The organism is Streptomyces sp. NPDC054975 (genome assembly GCF_053609105.1).
This window is the reverse complement of the sequence record NZ_JBSGWV010000017.1, coordinates 79,941-98,825: the sequence shown is the minus strand read 5'-3', so window position 1 is coordinate 98,825 and position 18,885 is coordinate 79,941. Positions and strand designations below refer to the sequence as shown.

General features: G+C 74.1%; 11 protein-coding genes. All 11 read left to right on the top strand.

Translation table 11 applies throughout. The features are described 5' to 3' along the window. The 11 genes from ACWF79_RS17920 to ACWF79_RS17870 are packed head-to-tail and all read left to right on the top strand — an operon-like array spanning position 1 to position 18,804. Complete coding sequence (locus tag ACWF79_RS17920) at positions 1 to 1,275, top strand: MupA/Atu3671 family FMN-dependent luciferase-like monooxygenase (RefSeq protein ID WP_453729049.1); 1,275 nt, start codon at positions 1 to 3, stop codon at positions 1,273 to 1,275. Further along, the gene (locus tag ACWF79_RS17915) at positions 1,272 to 5,375 is read left to right on the top strand and encodes a non-ribosomal peptide synthetase (RefSeq protein ID WP_453729048.1); all 4,104 of its coding nucleotides are present in this window, start codon (positions 1,272 to 1,274) and stop codon (positions 5,373 to 5,375) included. The genes ACWF79_RS17920 and ACWF79_RS17915 overlap by 4 nt, the downstream gene beginning before the upstream one ends. Then, the gene (locus ACWF79_RS17910; protein WP_453729047.1) at positions 5,368 to 6,636 is read left to right on the top strand and encodes an MFS transporter; all 1,269 of its coding nucleotides are present in this window, start codon (positions 5,368 to 5,370) and stop codon (positions 6,634 to 6,636) included. The genes ACWF79_RS17915 and ACWF79_RS17910 overlap by 8 nt, the downstream gene beginning before the upstream one ends. Further along, positions 6,633 to 9,818 (top strand): condensation domain-containing protein, encoded by a 3,186-nt coding sequence (locus ACWF79_RS17905; RefSeq protein ID WP_453729046.1) that lies wholly within the window; start codon positions 6,633 to 6,635, stop codon positions 9,816 to 9,818. The genes ACWF79_RS17910 and ACWF79_RS17905 overlap by 4 nt, the downstream gene beginning before the upstream one ends. Beyond that, positions 9,815 to 11,404, top strand: coding sequence for an amino acid adenylation domain-containing protein (locus tag ACWF79_RS17900; RefSeq protein ID WP_453729045.1), 1,590 nt, complete (start codon positions 9,815 to 9,817; stop codon positions 11,402 to 11,404). Before ACWF79_RS17905 ends, ACWF79_RS17900 begins: the two co-directional genes overlap by 4 nt. Then, on the top strand, positions 11,401 to 13,914 hold the full coding sequence (locus ACWF79_RS17895; RefSeq protein WP_453729044.1) for a non-ribosomal peptide synthetase: 2,514 nt from the start codon (positions 11,401 to 11,403) through the stop codon (positions 13,912 to 13,914). The genes ACWF79_RS17900 and ACWF79_RS17895 overlap by 4 nt, the downstream gene beginning before the upstream one ends. 2 nt (positions 13,915 to 13,916) lie before the next feature. Beyond that, positions 13,917 to 15,179, top strand: a complete 1,263-nt coding sequence (locus ACWF79_RS17890; protein WP_453729043.1) for an ATP-grasp domain-containing protein — start codon at positions 13,917 to 13,919, stop codon at positions 15,177 to 15,179. Continuing rightward, positions 15,172 to 15,918 carry an HAD family hydrolase gene (locus ACWF79_RS17885; RefSeq protein WP_453729042.1) on the top strand — a complete coding sequence of 249 codons (747 nt, stop codon included), beginning with the start codon at positions 15,172 to 15,174 and terminating at the stop codon, positions 15,916 to 15,918. The genes ACWF79_RS17890 and ACWF79_RS17885 overlap by 8 nt, the downstream gene beginning before the upstream one ends. Further along, on the top strand, positions 15,915 to 17,078 hold the full coding sequence (locus tag ACWF79_RS17880) for a hypothetical protein (protein ID WP_453729041.1): 1,164 nt from the start codon (positions 15,915 to 15,917) through the stop codon (positions 17,076 to 17,078). The genes ACWF79_RS17885 and ACWF79_RS17880 overlap by 4 nt, the downstream gene beginning before the upstream one ends. After that, the gene (locus ACWF79_RS17875; RefSeq protein WP_453729040.1) at positions 17,075 to 17,818 is read left to right on the top strand and encodes a 4'-phosphopantetheinyl transferase family protein; all 744 of its coding nucleotides are present in this window, start codon (positions 17,075 to 17,077) and stop codon (positions 17,816 to 17,818) included. Before ACWF79_RS17880 ends, ACWF79_RS17875 begins: the two co-directional genes overlap by 4 nt. Continuing rightward, positions 17,815 to 18,804, top strand: coding sequence for an NAD-dependent epimerase/dehydratase family protein (locus tag ACWF79_RS17870; protein ID WP_453729039.1), 990 nt, complete (start codon positions 17,815 to 17,817; stop codon positions 18,802 to 18,804). The genes ACWF79_RS17875 and ACWF79_RS17870 overlap by 4 nt, the downstream gene beginning before the upstream one ends. Positions 18,805 to 18,885 lie beyond the last annotated feature (81 nt).

Below are 18,885 nucleotides of genomic sequence, written 5' to 3'. Positions count from 1 at the left end.
ATGGCTGACGACACGACCACCGAGAACCAGGCCGCGCAGGCACGCGCCTTGCAGGAGCGGCTCGCGTCGCTGACCCCCGAGCAGCGGGCGGTCCTTGAGCGCTCGATGCGCGAGCGGGGCGTCAAGGGCCCCGCCGGCGTGGACACCGGCGAGCGGACGGGCGCGGGCCGGCAGCCGGCCGCCCCGCGCCGGACCCGGCGTGCGGGCAGCACGATGGAGTTCAGCCTGTTCTTCTTCTCCGGCGACGGCACGGCCGCGGGCCCGGGGAAGTACGACCTGCTGATGGAGAGCGCCCGGTACGGCGACGCCAACGGCTTCGCCGGGATCTGGGTGCCCGAGCGGCACTTCGTGGACTTCGGCGGGCTGTACCCGAACCCCTCCGTCCTGGCCGCCGCCATCGCCGTCCAGACCCAGCGGATCCAGATCCGCGCGGGCAGCTGCGTCCTGCCGCTGCACCACCCGGTGCGGGTGGCCGAGGAGTGGGCGGTCGTCGACAACCTCTCCGGCGGGCGGGCCGCGCTCTCCGCCGCCTCCGGCTGGCACCCCGACGACTTCCTCCTCGCCCCCGGCGACGGGCAGGCGCGCTACCCGCGCCGCAAGGAGGAGATGTTCGAGGCGATCGGCACGATCCAGCGGCTCTGGGCCGGTGAGAGCGTCGAACTGCCCCGCGCCGACGGCTCCTTGCAGTCCGTACGGACGCTGCCGCGGCCCCTCCAGGCCGAACTGCCCATCTGGGTGTCGGCGCAGGGCAGCCCCGAGACGTTCGTCAAGGCCGGTGAGGCCGGTGCGTACCTGCTGACCGGGCTCGTCGCCCAGCGGCCCGCCGACCTGAAGGACAAGATCGCGGCCTACCGCGAGGCCCTCGTCGGCGCCGGGCACGACCCGGCCCGCGCCAAGGTCACGGCGATGGTGCACACCTTCCTGGACGCCGACGTGGACACCGCCCGGGAGATCGTGAGGAAGCCGCTGACGGCGTACCTGAAGACCTTCCTGGCCCAGCAGGACAGCTTCGGCAGCGAGTACTCCAAGCTCTCCGAGGCCGAGCGGGACGTGATGCTCGACGCCACCTTCGAGCGCTACTTCGACTCCCTCGCGCTGCTCGGCACCCCCGACACGTGCGAGGCCCTGATCGAGGACCTGGTCGACATCGGCGTCGACGAGGTGGCCTGCCTGGTCGACTTCGGCCTCGCCAACGACCAGGTCGTCAAGGGCCTGGAACACCTCACCGAACTCAAGAACCGGTACCGGGCCACGCCCGAAGGAGAGCAGTCGTGACCGAACTCGCCAACCGGCTGGCCGGCCTCACCCCCGCCCAGCGGGCCCTGCTCGACAAGAAGATGCGCGAACGCGCCCAGGTACCCGCGACGAACGCCCCGATCCCGCGGCGTAGCGGCGGCGACCGGATCCCGCTCACCGTGGACCAGGAACGCATCTGGCTCATCCACCAGTTCGACACCGAGGACCCGCTGTACAACGTGTACTTCGCCTCGAAGCTGTACGGCGAGCTGGACCGGGACGCGCTGCAGCGGGCCACCGACGCGTTCGTCCAGCGCCACGAGGCGATGCGGACCACGTTCGAGCAGGACGGCCACGCGCCCGTCCAGGTCGTCCACGACTCCATGACGGTGACCGTCCGCCACGTCGACCTGCGCTCCGTCCCCGACGCCGAGCGGGACGCCGAGCTGACGCGTCTCGCCACCGAGGAGATGCGCGCCCCGTTCGACCTGGTCAACGGTCCGCTCCTGCGGATCGCGATACTGCGGACCGCCGACGAGGAGCACGTGCTCGTCGGCACCGTCGACCACCTGGTCTGGGACCGCGGCTCGATGGGCCTCTTCAACGCCGAGTTCGCCGAGTTCTACACGGCGTTCGCCACCGGCCGCGAGCCGAAGCTGCCCGAGATCGACGTGCACTACGCGGACTACTCGGAGTGGCAGCCGCAGTGGCTGCGCGAGGAGGTCGCCCACAAGCACCTGCCGTACTGGAAGAAGCAGCTCGAAGGCGCCGAACTCGTCCTGGAACTCCCCACGGACCGGCCGCGCCCGCCGCTGATGACCTCCAACGGCGCCCGCTACCAGTTCCCGCTCACCCCGGAGCTGACGCAGGCGATCCGGGACCTCGCCAAGCGCGAGGACGTCACGGTCAACATCGTGCTGCTCGCGGCCTGGCAGACGCTCCTCGCCCGGCTCAGCGGCCAGCAGGACGTCGTCGTCGGCACCACCTCCTCCACCCGAAGCAGGCCCGAGACCGAGCCGATGGTCGGCTACTTCCTCACCATGCTGCCGCTGCGGACCACCGTCGCGCCCGAGCTGACCGTGCGCGAGCTGCTCCAGGCGACCCGCTCCACGATGCTCGGCGCCTTCGACCACCACGACATCCCGTTCGGCACCCTCCTGGACGAGCTCGACCTCGAACGGGACCCCAGCCGCACGCCGATCTACCAGGCGTCCTTCATCCTCGTGGACTTCGTCCACGAGGACCCGCCGCCGATGGCCGGGCTGCGCGTCGAGGAGCTGATGCTTGACAACGCCACCGCCAAGGACGACGTGATGCTCGGGTTCCTCGACGACCCGGCGCTCGCCGCCGACCACTTCCACGGCCTCTTCGAGTACAACACCGACCTCTTCGACGAGTCGACGATGGCCCGGATGGCCCGGCAGGTGCTGCGCGTCCTGGAGCAGATGACGCAGGACGCCGGCCGTAGCGTCGGCGAACTGTCCCTGGTCGACGCCGCCGAGGCGCACACCCTCCTGGTCGAGTGGAACGACACCGCGGTCGAGCGCGAGCCCGGTCTCGCCCTCGACGACCTGGTGCGCCGCCAGGCCGCCGCCACCCCCGACGCGGTCGCCGTCTCCTGCGGCGCCGAGGAGCTGACCTACGCCGAACTGCTCGACCGCAGCGGCCGGTTGGCCGCCCACCTGCAGAGCCGGGGCGTGGCCCCCGAGACCGTCGTCGGCGTCTGCCTGGAACGCTCGGTGGACCTTGTCGTCGCCCTGCTCGGCGTCGCCATGTCGGGCGGTGCCTACCTGCCGCTCGACGCCGGCTATCCGGCGCAGCGGCTCGCGGACATGACCGGGGACGCGGGCGCCGCGTTCCTGCTGACCCGCTCCGGGCTGCTCGACGCGCTCGCGGAATGCCCCGGCGAGCGGGTCTGCCTGGACACCGACGCCGAGGCGATCGCGGGCGCGTCCGCCGAGCCCGCGCGTGCGGCGTCCGGCTTCGGCGAGGACCGGCTCGCGTACGTCATCTACACCTCGGGTTCCACCGGCCGCCCCAAGGGCGTCGAGGTCACCCACCGCAACCTGGTCAACCTGCTGCTCGCGATGGCCCGGGAGACCGGGCTCGGCCCGGGCGACACCCTCGCCGCCGTCACCCCCGTCACCTTCGACATCTCGGGCCTGGAGCTGTACGCCCCGCTGATCAGCGGCGCGCGGGTGCACGTCGTCACCAAGGAGCAGGCCGTCGACGGCCGGCGCCTGGCCGCGCTGCTCGGCGAGATCGGCGCCACCGTCATGCAGGCCACGCCCGCCACCTGGCACCTCCTCGTGGAGGCCGGATGGCAGCGCGACGGCTCGCTGCGCGTGCTCGTGGGCGGCGAGGCACTGCCCCCGTCGCTCGCCGAGCAGCTGGTGGTCGAGCCCGGCCGCACCTGGAACGTGTACGGCCCGACGGAGACCACGATCTGGTCCACCTTCCACCGCCTGGACAGCGGCACCGGGCAGATCTCCATCGGCCGCCCGCTGGACAACACCCAGGTGTACGTCCTCGACGAGCGCCTCGACCCCGTGCCGGTCGGCATGCCCGGCGACCTCTACCTCGGCGGCAGGGGCGTGGCCCGCGGCTACCGCGGCCGCCCCGGACTGACCGCCGAACGCTTCGTGCCCGACCCGTACGGGACGACCCCGGGCGCCCGCCTCTACTTCACCGGCGACAAGGCGCGGCTGCGCGAGGACGGCACCCTCGTCTTCCTCGGCCGTGACGACGGCCAGGTCAAGCTGCGCGGCTTCCGTATCGAACTGGGCGAGATCGAGGCCCGGTTGGAGGAGCACCCGGCGGTGCGCCGCGCGGTCGCCCTGGTCCGTGAGGACCGGCCCGGCGACAAGCGGCTCACCGGCTACGTCGAGAGCGCCGACGAGACGCTCGACGCCGAGCGGCTGCGCGAGCACCTGCGCGGCACGCTCCCCGACTACATGGTCCCGGCCGCGATCGTCCGCCTGGAGACCTTCCCGCTGAACACCAGCGGCAAGATCGACCGGCGCGCGCTGCCCGCCCCGGCGATCGAGCGGGACGCGGCGAACTACGTGGCGCCGCGCGACGCCGTCGAGCTGGAGGTCGCCCACATCTGGGAGGAGGTCCTCGGGGTCTCCCCGATCGGCCTGCACGACCGGTTCTTCGACCTGGGCGGCCACTCCCTGCTCGTGCTGCGCCTGATGGCGGAGATCGAGAAGCGGTTCGGGCAGCAGCTGCCGATGGCCGCGATCTTCCAGGGCGCCACCGTCGACCGCTTCGCCCGGATGCTGCGCGAAGGCTACCGGGCCGAGACCGGGGTCCACCTGGTGGAGCTCGGCTCCGGCACGGGCACCGGCTCCCCGGTGTTCTTCGCCCACCCGGCCGGCAGCGAGGTCGTCTGCTACCTGCCGTTCGCCGAACTCGTCGAGCCCGCGGGCCGGCCGCTGTACGCGCTCGCCTGTCCGCCGCCGGTCGACGGGAAGCTGCCGTTCGACGGCTTCGGCGACCGCGCCGCCCAGTTCGCCGCCCTGATCCGCGAGACGCAGCCCGAGGGCCCGTACACGCTGGCCGGCTGGTGCTACGGCGGCGCCAACGCCTTCGCCGTGGCGAGCGAGCTGGAGAAGGACGGCTCCGAGGTGTCCGTCGTCATGATGGACGCGCACGCGCCCGCCGTGGTCGAGCCCGGCTCGGAGCCCGACCCGGCCGAGATCGTCGAGGCGATCGCCGCCAACCTCCAGTGGGACTACGGCGACCGGCTCAAGCCCCTCGCCGAACTCCGGACCATGGACACGGACGGGCATCTCGACTACCTGCTCGACATCGCCCGCTCCTCCGGCTACGTACCGCCGGACGCCGGCCGCGAGCAGATCCGGGACATCCACACCCTGTGGGTCGCCAACCTGCGCCTGATGTGGAACTTCCGGCCCGCGCCCGTCAAGGGCAGAGTCACGCTGATCCGCGCCGCCGAGGAGACCTGGGACCTGGCGTCCTCCTGGCGGGAGCTGACCGGACAGTCCTTCGACGTCCGCACGGTCGCCGGAAACCACTACACGATGATGCGCCACCCCCACATCGAGGGCGTCGCCGCCGTGCTCAACGACGTACTGAACACCGGCACGCCCGGTGACGGAGGCGACCATGCTTGAGCTCCTGAAGGACCGCACCTACATCCGGTACTGGCTGGCCGTCGTCGCCTCCTTCCTCGGTGACGCCATCACGAAGATCACCCTGATCTACGTCGTGGCCACCGAGACCGACGACCCGGTCCTGTACGTGTCGCTGGTCGTCATCGCGCAGCTGCTGCCGTTCGGGCTGCTCGGCGCCTTCGTGGGCCCGCTCGCCGACCGGCTGCCGGCCCGGCTCCTCATGGTCGGCTCCGACCTGGTCCGGATCGTCCTCGTCCTCGCGATGATCGTCGTACGGGACTCCCCGCTGCTCCTGCTGGTGCTGATCCTGCTCAGCGGCATCGCCAAGGCCTTCTTCGAGACGGCCCGCATCACGGCGATCCCACTGATCGTGCGCGGGCACAGCATCCCGACGGCCGTCGCCCTCTTCCAGTCCACCAACCACACCCTGAACCTGATCGGCCCGGCGCTCGGCGGCCTGCTCATCGCCTTCGGCAGCGTCACCGTCGTCTTCGTCCTCGACGCGGCGACGTTCGCGATCTCCGCCGTCCTCCTCGCCAGCATGGCCGTGCTCCGGGAGGTGCCCGTGAAGGGCGCCGACAGCGGGCGCGAGGGGTACTGGCGGCAACTGCGCACCGGCGTCTCCGGGGTCCTCGCCGTACCGTCGCTGAAGTTCCTGGCCATCGTCATGGTCCCGGTGATGCTGGTCCTCGGCCTCTTCACCACCAACCTCAACTCCCAGCTCCTCAACGTCTTCGAGCTGCCCGCCACCAGCTTCGGCCTCGCGCAGGCCGGGTTCGGCGCGGGCAGCGTCATCGGCGCCCTGACCGGTCCGGCGCTGGTCCGCCGGTTCTCCGACCGGAAGCTGCTCATCGGCTCGATCGTGCTGTTCGGCGCCTCCCTGCTGCTGCTCGCCCCCACCGGGGCGGTCTGGGACGCCACCGACAGGAACGCGCTCGGCCTGGGCGTCGTCCTGGCGTGGTGCGTGCTCGCGGGCCTCGGCTCCGGCCTCTTCCAGGTGCCGGTCGCCAACACGCTGCTCAGCGACCTCCCCGAGGAGCTGCGCGGCCGGGGCGTCGGCCTGCTCAACGCCCTGATGGTCAACTTCACCGTCGTCGGCGTCGTGGTCGGCGGCCTGCTCGCCGGGCTCGTCGGCATCGCGGGCTCGATCGTCTGGGCCGGTGGCGTCCTGGTGGTCGCCGCACTGGTCCTGCTGGTCCCGCGAGGGCGCGGCCGCTCGGGCGCCACGGCCGGCACGCCGGAACCGGAGGCGGTCGCGTGAACGGCAGACACCTTCCCCTGAGCCCCGCCCAGCGGCGGCTCTGGGCCCTGGGCCGGCTCCGGCCCGGCGACCCGTTCTTCACCATCCCCTTCGCCGTCACCGTCGAAGGCCCCCTGGACGTGGCCGCTCTGGGGCGCGCCCTGGACGCCCTCGTCGCCCGGCACGACGCGCTGCGGGTACGGATCGTGCGCGGCCCGGACGGAGAGCCGGTGCAGGAGATCGGCGCACCGCCGGCGCTGGACCTCGACCGCGTCGAGGTGACGGAGGAGGAGGCGGCCGCCACGGCCGAGGCCTTCGCCGCCACCCCCTTCGACCTCGACGGCGGACCGCTGCTGCGGACGCGGCTGCTGCGCCTCGGCCCGGAGCGGCACCAGCTGCTCGTCGGCGTCCACCACATCGTCTTCGACGGCGCCTCGCTGGAGCTGTTCACCTCCGAACTCACGGCGTTGTACGGCGCGTTCGCGCGGTCCCAGGAAGACCCGCTGCCGCCCCGCGCCGTCGGGTACGGGGAGTTCCTCGCCCGGCGAGCCGCCGAGGACGAGCAGGCCCGCGCCGAGCGCCTGGCGTACTGGACGAAGCGCCTCGCCGGCGCCCCGGACCTGATCGAACTGCCCCTCGCCGGGCCGCGCACGGCCCGCGCCGGACACCAGGGCGGTCGCGTCACCGCGCACATACCCGCCTCCGTGGTCGAGCCGCTGCGTCAGCTCGCCCGGACCCGGCGCGCCAGCCTCTTCATGGTCCTGAAGGCCGCCGTCGACGTGGTGCTCAGCCAGTACGGCTCCACCGACGTGCTGACCGGCATGGCCCTCTCCGGCCGTGACACCACCGAGAGCGCCGGTGTCGTCGGCTACCTCACCCGGCCCGTGGTGCTGCGCGCGGACCTGTCCGACGACGCCGAGTTCACCGACCTCGTCGGCCGGGTGCGCGGCGACCTCCTCGACGCCCTGGACCACCCCGACCTGCTCGTCGACGAGGTCATGGACGAGCTCGGCCTCGCCCGCGATCCCAGCTACCACCCGCTGTACCAGGTCATGTACACGCACTCCCCGGCCGCGCCCGTGCACGAGGCGGCCGGCGTCCGGATCGGCGCCGCCGAGCTGCGGCTGCCGACCATGAAGACCGACCTGGCGATCGACACGATCGAGACCGAGGACGGCCTCCTCGCCCTCGCCGACTTCCGCCTCGACCTCTTCGAACCCGCCAGCGTCGAGCTGCTCCTGGCCCGGCTGCGCACCGTCCTGGAGCGGATCGGCGCCGACCCGCGCGCCCGGGTCTCCGCGCTGCTGCGCACCGAGGCCCCGGCGGCCCCGGAGGCGTCCGAGGACGACAGCTGCCTGCACGACCTGGTGGCCGAGCAGATCGCCCGTACCCCCGACGCCGTCGCCGTGACCGCCGGGGCGCGCGGCTGGACGTACCGCGAACTCGACCAGGCCGCCGAGCGGGTGGCCGCGGCCCTGCGGGCGCGCGGGACCGCTCCGGAGACCCCGGTCGGGGTCTGCGTGGCGCCGTCCTTCGCGCTGGCCGCCGCCCAGCTGGGCGTGGTCAGGGCGGGCGGGGTGTGCGTCCCGCTCGACCCGGCGCTGCCCGCGTTCCTGCTGCGGCTCGCCGTGGACGACGCGGGTCTGCGGACGGTCCTCGCGGACGCGTTCTCCGGTGCGCTGTTCGACCAGACCCGGGTGGACGTCCTGGACGCCGAGGAGCCGGACGGCGGCGAGAGCGCGCCGTCCCCCGTACGGGTACAGGCCGGCAACGCCGCCTGGATCCTGCGGACGTCGGGAACCACGGGAGAGCCGCGCGCCGTCGTCGCCGAGCACCGCAACCTGGTGTCCCGGCTGCGCTGGGCCCACCGGGAACTGCCCGCGGACGCGCTGGACGCGGTGACCCTGCTCGCCCCGCCCGACTCGCCGGCCGCCTTCCTGGAGCTGTTCGGCCCGCTGACCGGCGGCGGCCGGGCGGTCGTCCCGACCGGCCGCGACGAGGCGACCGTCCTCGCCACACCCGGCGAGCTGGACGGGCTCCTCACGGGCGGCCGCCCCACCACCGTCCTGACCCACGGCGAGCCCCTCTTCCCGAGGGCGCTCGACGCCGCGCGGACGGCAGGGGTCGACGTCCACCAGCTGTACGCCACCGCCGAGACCGCCGGCCCCGTGCTCGCGGGGCGCGCGGAGGCCGGGGACGCGGCGGGCTTCGGCCCCGTGCCCCTGGGCCTCCCCGCCGGGGCCACCGCGTACGTCCTCGACCGGTTCGGCGCGCCCGCCGTGCCCGGCGCCCTGGGCGAGCTGTACATCGGCGGCCCGGCCGTCACCCGGGGGTACCTGGACCGGCCGAGCCGTACCGCCGAGCGCTACCTGCCCGACCCGTTCGCCGCCGAGCCGGGCGCCCGGATGTACGCCACCGGTGACCTGGCGCGGCAGACCACCGACGGGCGCTTCGTCCTCGCCGGGCGGGCCACCGACCGCGTCCGGTCGCGGGGCGTGCCGGTCGCCGCCGTCGACGTCGAGGCCGCGCTGCTGGCCCACCCCGACGTCGTGCGCGCCCAGGTCCTCGTGGACCGGGCGGACGGCACCCTGGGCGCGGGCGTCGCCGCGCGGTCCGGCAGCGGTCTGACCGCCGACGCGCTCCGCACCCACCTGCGCGACCTGGCCCCCGGGTTCCTGATGCCCGCCCGGCTGCACGTCGTGGACGCCCTTCCGCTGCTGCCCACCGGCCGCCCCGACCGGGAGCGGACCGCCACGCTGCTCGCCGAGGCCGCCGAGCGGGCCCGCCGTACGGCCCAGGAGGGCGAGGCGCGTCCCGTCAGCGACACCGAGCGGACCGTGGCCGCCGCCTGGGAACACGTCCTCGGGCGGGCCGTCGGCCCGGCCGAGAACTTCTTCGACGTCGGCGGCAACTCCCTTCTCCTGATCCGGCTCCGCGACCGGCTCCACGCCGATCTGGGCCGTGACGTCGACGTGGTGGACCTGTTCCGCCACTCCACCGTCCGCGCCATGGCCGCCTTCTTCGGGGCCCGGATCCCGCACCAGCCGACCGCGGCCTCCGCGGCGGACTCCACGTCCGCCTCCGACTCCGCGCCCGCCTCCGCCAAGGAGCGCGCCCACGACAGGGCGCAGGCCCGCGCCGAGGCCATGCGCGCCCGCGGCCGCACCCGCCCGACCAGCACACCGACAGCGAGGAACCGATGAACCAGCGGCAACCACGCACGCTCTACCAGCTGTTCGAGGAGTCGGCGCTGCGCCACCCGGACCTTCCCGCGCTGGAGATCGGCGACGAGGTCCTCACGTACGGCGAACTGCGCGCCCTCGCCCTCACCCTCGCCGACCGCATCGCCCGCAAGCACGGCTCGCTGCCCACCCGCGTGGCCCTGGCGGCGAACCGTTCCGTCGCCGCGTACGCCGGCTACCTGGCGGTCCAGCGGCTCGGCGCGTGCATCGTCCCGCTGAACCCCGACTACCCCGAGCAGCGCAACCTCGACATCGCCCAGCGGGCCGGGGTCGAGGTGGCCCTGGTGGCGGGCAGGACCGCCGGGCTGTTCGCGCGGCTGCCCGAGCGGCACCGGCCGACCGTCCTCGAACTCGACGAGGCGGAGCGGGCGGACACCGCCCAGGTGGACGTGGTGGAGCAGGGCCTGCCGCCCGTGCCCACGGACGTCGACCGCGAGGCGTACCTGCTGTTCACCTCCGGCTCGACCGGCCGGCCCAAGGGGGTGCCGATCCGGCACCGGAACGCGGCGGCGTACCTCGCGCACACCATCGCGCGGTACGAGGTCGCGCCGGGCGCCCGGCTCACCCAGACCTTCGGCCTGACCTTCGACGCGCACCTTTTCGACCTGTTCGGGACCTGGGGCGGCGGCGCGACGATGGTGGTGCCGCTCGCCGCCGACCTGTTCCGGCCCGTCGACTTCATCGTGGAGCGCCGGCTCACCCACTGGTTCTCGGTGCCGTCCGTGGTCCGTGAGGCGCAGCGGCTCGGCAACCTGCCGCTGGGCCGCGCGGTCACCCTCAAGCACAGCATGTTCGGTGCCGAGCCGGTCACCGCGCAGCACGCGGAGCTGTGGCGGGCGGTCGCCCCGCACGCGCGGATCCACAACGTGTACGGGCCCACCGAGCTGACGGTCTGCTGCACCAACCACGGCCTGGACGGCGACAGCGCGGACTGGCCGGTGTTCTCCAACGGCACCGTCCCGATCGGCGTCGCGTTCCCGGAGATGGACCTCGTGCTGCTCGACGAGGACGGTCTTGCCGCCGACGAGGGCGAGCTGTGCGTGCGCGGACCGCAGCGCTTCGACGGCTACCTCGACCCGCGCGAGAACGCCGGCCGGTTCCTCTCGTACGAGGAGGGCGGCGGCCCGGCCGCCGTCTACGACGGCACCACGGAGCTGACCGACCGCCACTGGTACCGCACCGGCGACCGGGTCCGCCGCGAGAACGGCCTCCTCGTGCACTGCGGCCGGCTCGACCAGCAGGTCAAGGTGCGGGGCTTCCGCGTCGAACTGGGCGAGGTCGAGGCGGCGGTGCACCGGCACCCGTACGTCATCGACGCCGCCGTGCTCGCGCTGCCGGGCGCGGACGGAGAGACGGAACTGGTCGCGGCCTACGCGGGCCGCGAGGTGGAGCCCGCGCGGTTCGACGCGTGGCTGCGCGAGGCGCTGCCGCTGCACATGGTTCCCGGCACGCTCACGCACCTGCCCGACGGGCTCCCGCTCAACGACAACGGCAAGACGGACCGCAAGGCACTGGCGCGGATCCTCGGCACCTCGGAGGGGTCATGACCGACGCGCTGGAGTACCGGCGTACCGAACTGGCGGGCCTGGAACCGCTGGAGCTGCCCACGGACCGGCCGCGTACCGCGGTACGGACGGCCGGCACGGCCCAGGTCGACCGGCCGGTCCCGGACGGCACCACCCAGGCGCTGCGCAAGGCCGCCGCCGAGTACGGCACCGGCCTGCCGGCCGTCCTGCTGGCCGCCTACCAGGTGCTGCTCGGCCGGTGGTCCCGGACACGAGACCTCGGGGTCGGCGTACCGGACGAGTCCGGCGCGTTCGCGGTCGTCCGCGCGTCCCTGACCGGCGACCCCACCTTCGCCGCCCTGGCGGCGGCGGCGGACGCGGCCCTCACGCGCGGCCGGGACGCGGCGCAGCCCCTCGCCCGACCGGCCTCCGAGCCGGCCCCCGGCTCGGACACGAGCCGCCACCCGCTGGCGCAGGCGTTCTTCGGTGAGCCCGCCGAGGTCTCCGGCGGGTGCCCGCCGGACCTGGTCCTCGGGTACGAGGACGGGGACGGGCGGCTCGTCCTCCGCGTCGGGTACGCCACCGACCTGTTCGACGCGGCGAGCGCCGAGCGGTTCGCGGGGAACTACCTCACGCTGCTCACCACGATCGCCGACGCCCCGGACACCACGCTGAGCGGCCTCGACCCGCTGACCGCCGCCGAGCGCGAGCTGCTGGTGGACGACTGGGGCGTCGGCCGGTCCGGCGCCCCCATGGGGCCCGGTGTGGCCGAGCTGGTCGCCGAGCAGGCGCGCCGGACGCCGGACGCCGTCGCGGTCGTCTTCGGCGCGGAGGAGGTCACGTACGGGGAGCTCGACGCCCGCGCCGACCGGCTCGCGCACCACCTGCGCGGCCTCGGCGCCGGCCCCGACGTGCCCGTCGGCGTCTGTCTGGAGCGCGGCCCCGAGCTGATCGTGGCGCTGCTCGCGGTCCTCAGGTCGGGCGCCGCGTACGTACCGCTCGATCCGCAACACCCCGTGGACCGCCTGCGGTTCGTCCTCCAGGACACGGCCGCGCCGGTCGTCGTCACCCAGGAGTCGCTGCGGGAGCGGCTGTCCGGCCCGCGCACCCTCGTCGCCGTCGACACCGACCGCGAGGCGATCGCCGCGGCGGGAGCCGCGGGAGAGGCCGCGGGAGCCGTCGCCCCCGAGGCCCACGCGACACCCGAGCACCTCGCGTACGTCCTCTACACCTCCGGCTCCACCGGCACGCCCAAGGGCGTCGCCGTCACCCGGGGCGGCTTCCTCACCCTGCTCGCCGGGATGCGGGAGACCTTTCCCGCGCCGGCCTGCGAGCGGGTGCTCTTCACCACCTCCGCGACGTTCGACATCGCGGGCGTGGAGGTCTTCCTGCCGCTGATCACCGGCGGCCGGATCATCGGGGCGACCCAGGACCAGATCCACACCCCGCACGCCCTCGTGGAGCTGATCGACCGGCACGCCGTCACCCTCGTCCAGGCCACCCCGTCCGCCCTGCGGCCGCTCCTGGACGCCCTCGGCGACCGGCCGCGCGCCCTGGAGATCTTCGCCGCGGGTGAGGCGCTTCCGGCCGAGCTGGCCGCGCGGATGCTCCGCGTCGCCACCCGCGTCCTCAACGGCTACGGCCCGACGGAGACCACCGTCTACGCCTCCGTCGCCGAGATCACGGACACCACCGGGGTGATCCCCATCGGCCGCCCGACCGCCGGCACGCGGCTGTACGTCGTCGACGACACGGACCGCCCGGTCCCCGTCGGCGTACCCGGCGAACTCCTCGTCGGCGGCGCGGGCGTGGCCCGGGGCTACCTGGGGCGCGAGGACCTGACCGCCGAGCGGTTCGGCGCGAACCCCTTCGCCGAGGGCCGGGTCTACCGCACCGGCGACCTGGTGCGCTGGCTGCCCGGTGGCGAACTGGAGTTCCTCGGCCGCCTCGACCACCAGGTCAAGGTGCGCGGCTTCCGCATCGAACTCGGGGAGATCGAGGCCGCGTTGCTGGCCCACGCCGATGTCGAGGCGTGCGTCGTCACCGTCCGCGAGGACGTCCCCGGTGCCGCCCCCGGCGAGAAGGCGCTCGTGGCGTACGTCGTCCCCGCGCCCGGCGCGACCCCCGGCATCGGGGCGCTGCGCGACTGGGGCGGGCGGACCCTGCCCGGCTACATGGTGCCCGGCGCGTACGTCTTCCTCGACCGGCTGCCGCTGACCACCAGCGGCAAGACCGACCGTACGGCGCTCCCCGCGCCCGACGGCGAACGCACCGGCCTGGAGGCCGAGTTCGTGGCGCCGCGCACCCCCGCCGAGCGGGCGGTGGCCCGGGTGTTCGCCGAGGCGCTCTGGGCCGACGAGGTCGGCGCGCACGACGACTTCTTCGACCTGGGCGGCGACTCGCTGACCGCCACCCGGGTGGCGCTGAAGCTCCAGGAGGAGTTCGGCCTGGAGATCCCCGTACGGGCCCTGTTCACCCATTCCACCGTCGAGTCGCTGGCGCGGGCGCTGACCGCCGCGCGCCGCGCCGGCGCCTTCCCGGCCGGAGGCTGACCATGACCGGTACCGGTACGACGGGCACGCCCGTCCTCCTTGTCGTCTACGACGCCGGGAGCCTCGCCCCCACCCGTCTCGCCGAGGCGGCTCAAGGGGTGGGCTGCGCGCTCGTGTTCGTCACGGCCGACACCGCGCACGCGCAGGAGATGATCCCCACCCTGGAGATGGTCGGCACCGTCGTGAACACCGCGGGCCGCACCGAGACGGAGACCGTGGAGACGCTGCGGGCGCTCGGCCCGGCGGGCATCATCACGTTCAGCGAGTTCCAGATCGCGCCCACCGTCCGGCTCGCCGAGGCCCTCGGGCTGCGCTACCACCGCCCCGCCGATGTCGAGGCGATCACGCACAAGGACCTCCAGCGGGAGCGGTTCGCGCAGGCCGGCGTCGACAGCGTGCGCTTCCGGACACTCACCGGGCCGGAGCAGACCGACGAGGCGATCGCCCATGTCGGACTCCCCGCGATCATCAAGCCGGTGATCGGCGCGTCCAGCCGCAACACCGTGTCCGTCACCACCCCCGAGGAGTGCCGGGCGGTCATAGCCGGGATCTTCGCCGGCACCGACGGCGGGCCGGCCGAGACGGCCGTGATGCTGGAGGAGCTGCTCGTCGGGCGGCCGACCCCGGCGCCCTGGGGCGACTACATCGCGGTGGACTGCGTCGCCGACGGCGACGACGTCCGGCCGGTCTTCGTCACCAGCAAGTTCGCGCTGGCGGAACCGTTCCGCGAGCGCGGCGGCTACGGCGGTTTCTCCGTCGTGCCCGAGGACGAGGAGCGCGCGGTCCGCGACCTGGCGTGCGCCGCGGTGCGGGCCCTGAACATCCACGGCGTCGCCGACGTCGAGATCAAGCTGACCGAGGCCGGCCCCCGGGTCATCGAGGTCAACGGCAGGCTCGGCGCCTGGGTCGACGACCTCGCCGTCCGCTCCGGCACCTCCGACCCGGCGCGCGTCGCCGTCGCGGCGGCCCTCGGCCTCCCGTACGAGACGCCGGAGGTCAAGAGGGGCGGGCCGATCGCCTTCCACTACCTGACCGTTCCGCCGGTCGGGGCCCGCCGGGTGCGCGCCATCCGCAACGTCTCCGCGCTGCGCCGCCTCGCGCACGTCGACCGGGTCGTCGTGCTCGCCGAGCCGGGCGCCGACGTGGACTGGCGGATCGGCGCGCGCGGCAACACGGCGGCCGTCATCGGCTCCGCCGCCACCCATGAGGAACTGGCCGCGACCGTCGCCGCCATCGAGAGCGTGGACTGGATCGACTATGAGTGACCGCACCGGACCTCCCACCGGAACCCGAACCGGCCGCCCCTTCGCGGTGTTCGACCTGGACGGCGTCCTGGTCGACACCCAGGACGCCGAGAACGGCGGGCTCGCGTACGTCGGCGAGCTGATGGGCCTGCGCCTGGACAAGGAGCAGCGCGACGAGCTGTTCTCCGGCAAGAAGATGCAGGAGTGCCTCGACCTGATGGCGGATCTCACCGGGACCCCTCCGCCACGGGACGCCATGGCGATCGCCCGCGCCAAGTGCGAGGAGCTGATCGGCGACCGGATCGAGCCCATCGACGGCGTCGCGTACGCCCTGGAGCAGCTCGCCGCCACCCTCGGCGACCGGATGTGCGTGGCCTCCAACAGCCCGCTCGCCATCATGGAGAGCCGCCTGCGCAAGGCGGGGATCCTGCGTCACTTCGAGGGCCGGCTCTTCTCCGCGTACGACATCGACGCCTGGAAGCCCGACCCGAAGCTGTTCCTGTGGGCGGCCGAGCAGTGCGGCGTCGCACCCGACGCGTGCGTGGTGATCGAGGACAGCCCGGTCGGCGTCGACGCCGCGCTGGGGGCCGGGATGCGGGTGCTGCAGTACACCGCCGACCCGGCCACCGGGCCGCACCGCGAGGGCGCCGTCACCTTCCCGTCCATGCGCCTGCTGCCCCGACTCGTCCTCGAAGCCCACCTCATGGCGCCCGTCGCGCCCTCCCTCGCCGCTGCCGCACACCTCGGAGGCACCTCATGAACGACGTCCGCGTGAACGACACCCGCGTGAACGGCGCCCGCAGAATCATGGTCCTCGGCTCCGGCGACATCGGCCGCCGCGTCTTCCACGAGCTGGCGCACAGCCCGAACGAGCGCCACGTCCAGCTCGTCGGCCGCGACGAGGAGACCACCCTGCGCGCCGCCAACCTGACGCGCTTCTGCAGCGTCCAGCGCGGCCACACCACCACCGTCAGCCACGCGCAGACGGACGTCACGGACGTGGCCCGCACCGCCGAGCGGATAGCCGCCTTCGCACCCGACATCATCTTCCTGGCCGTCAGCTACCAGGCCTGGTGGGTCATCTCCACCCTGGAGCAGGCCGCCTTCCAGCGGGTGTACCGCGCCAACTTCGGCCCCTGGCTGCCGATGCACCTCGTGCCGGTGATGAAGGCCATGGAGGCGGTCCGGCTCTCCGGCAGCCACGCCCTCGTCGTCAACGCCGCCTTCCCCGACGCCGTCCACCCCGCGCTCGCCGCGATCGGCCTCTCGCCCGACATCGGCATCGGCAACGTCGCCAACAACGTCCCCGGCATCACGTCGGTGGCCGCCGACGAGCTGGGCCGCTCCACCGCCGACGTCGAGGTGCGCCTGGTCGCGCACCACTACGTCTCCCACCGCCTCTCCCGTACGGGCAACAGCGGCCCGGCGGCCATGGGCCTCGGCATCCGCGTCGACGGCCGGGACGTCACCGGCGAGCTGGACGTGGCGGCGCTCCTGAACCGCCTGCCCGCCGAGTACCGCCGCACCGGCGGCCTGCCCGGCCAGACGATGACCGCGTCCTCCGCCCTGAGCGTTCTGGAGCCGCTGGCCGACGAGCGCGACGCGCTGGTCCACGCGCCGGGCGCGGACGGGGCGCTCGGCGGCTACCCGGTGGCCATCGAGAACGGCAAGTTCCGGGCCGTTCTGCCGGACGGCATGACCCCGGAGGAGGCGCACGCCATCAACGTCTCCGGTCAGGTGCAGGACGGCATCAGCGAGATCCGCCCGGACGGCACCGTCGTCTTCGAGCCGTCGGCGATGGCGATCCTCTCGGAGGAGATCGGCTACGACTGCCCCGAGATGAAGCTGTCGGAGGCCGAGGGCCGCGCCCAGGAGATCGCCGAGCGTTTCGCCGCGTACCGCGATCGCACCGCGCGGTGACTCCGGCCCCTTCGCGGGGGTCGGCCGTCGGGCCGGCGCGCGTGTGGCAGTGGCGGGTCTCCGGGCACCTCACGGAGGCCGCCCGCCACGCGTCGGTCCTGGACGCCGCCGAACACGCCAGGCTCGCCGCCCTCCACACGGCGGCGGACCGCGACCGCTACCTCGTCGCCCATGTGTCGCTCCGCCGCATCCTCGGCGAGCGGCTCGACGTGGCGCCCGCGGCGGTCCGGATCGTCCGCCTGCCCTGCACGGACTGCGGCGGACCGCACGGCCGCCCCGTCGTCGCGGGCGACACCGGCGTGCACTTCTCGCTGTCCCACGCCGGTGACCTCGTGGCCGTCGCCGTGGCGGACGTCGCGGTCGGCGTCGACGTCGAGGAGGTGCCGCCGCCGGACGTCGTCGCGGCGACAGCGCCGACGGCGCTGCACCCCGAGGAGCTCCGCGAACTGGCCGCACTCCCCGAGGCCGCCCGCCCGGCCGCGTTCGCGCGCTGCTGGACCCGTAAGGAGGCCTACCTGAAGGCCACGGGCACCGGCCTCAACACACCGCCGGCCACGGTGCGCGTCGGCACCGGACACCGGCCCGTCGTCCTCCCCGGCCGGCACCAGGCCGACGTACCGACGCTGCCGGGGTACGCGGCGGCGGTGGCCACCCACGAAGACACACCCGAGCACGGCCGATCCGGGGAGGACGCACCCAGGGACGGCACACCCGAGCACGATCGAAAGGGACGACGATGAGGCTGCTGCTGCTCGGCGGAACGGACTTCGTGGGCCGCGCGGTCGCCGAGGCCGCGCGCGACCGGGGCTGGGACGTGACCGTGTTCCACCGGGGCGAGCACCCGGCCCCGCCGGGCGTCCAGGTCCTGCGGGGCGACCGCACCGCTCAGGACGGCCTCGGCGCGCTCGCCGAGGGGGAGTGGGACGCGGTCGTCGACACCTGGTCGGGCGCGCCGCGCACGGTCCGCGACACGGCCCGTCTGCTGGCCGACCGCGTCGGGCGCCACGCCTTCGTCTCCAGCCGCTCGGTGTACGCGTGGCCCGCACCCGCCGGACTCGACGAGTTCGGGCCGACGGCCGAGGGCGACCCGGACGCCGACGCCACGGACTTCGCGGCCGACAAGAGGGGCGCCGAGTTGGCGGTCGTCCGCGAACTCGGCGCCGAACGCGCGCTGCTGGTCCGCCCCGGCCTGATCCTGGGCCCGCGCGAGAACGCCGGCCGCCTGCTGTGGTGGCTGGCCCGGATCAGCCGGGGAGGCGTCGTCCCCGCGCCGGGCCCGCGCGACACCCCGCTCCAGTACGTCGACGCGCGCGACCTCGCGACGTGGCTCCTCGACGCCCTCGACAAGGGACTGCACGGCCCGTACAACCTGGTCTCCGAGCCGGGCCACACCACCATCGGCGAACTCCTCGACCTCTGCGTCCGCGTCACCGGCTCCGGCGCCCGCCTGCACTGGACCACCCCGGAGGCGATCGAGGCGGCCGGCGTCTCGCCCTGGACCGACCTCCCCATCTGGGCGCCTGTCGGTACGGACTTCCACGCGGCGGTCCACGCGGGCGACGTCACGCGCGCCCTCGCGACGGGCCTCGCCTGCCGCCCCGCCGAGGAGACCGTCGCCGACACCTGGGCCTGGCAACAGGGCGTACCAGCGGGCGAGCTGAGCACGGCCGACGGGCTGAGCGAGGACGCGGAGAAGAAGCTGCTGGCGGCCGGGAGCGAGGCCTAGGGGCCGTTCCGACAGGTGGGCGGCGGTGGCAAAGCGCGGCCGGAGAACGTAGAAAACCTGGAACGATGGCCCGCACGATCA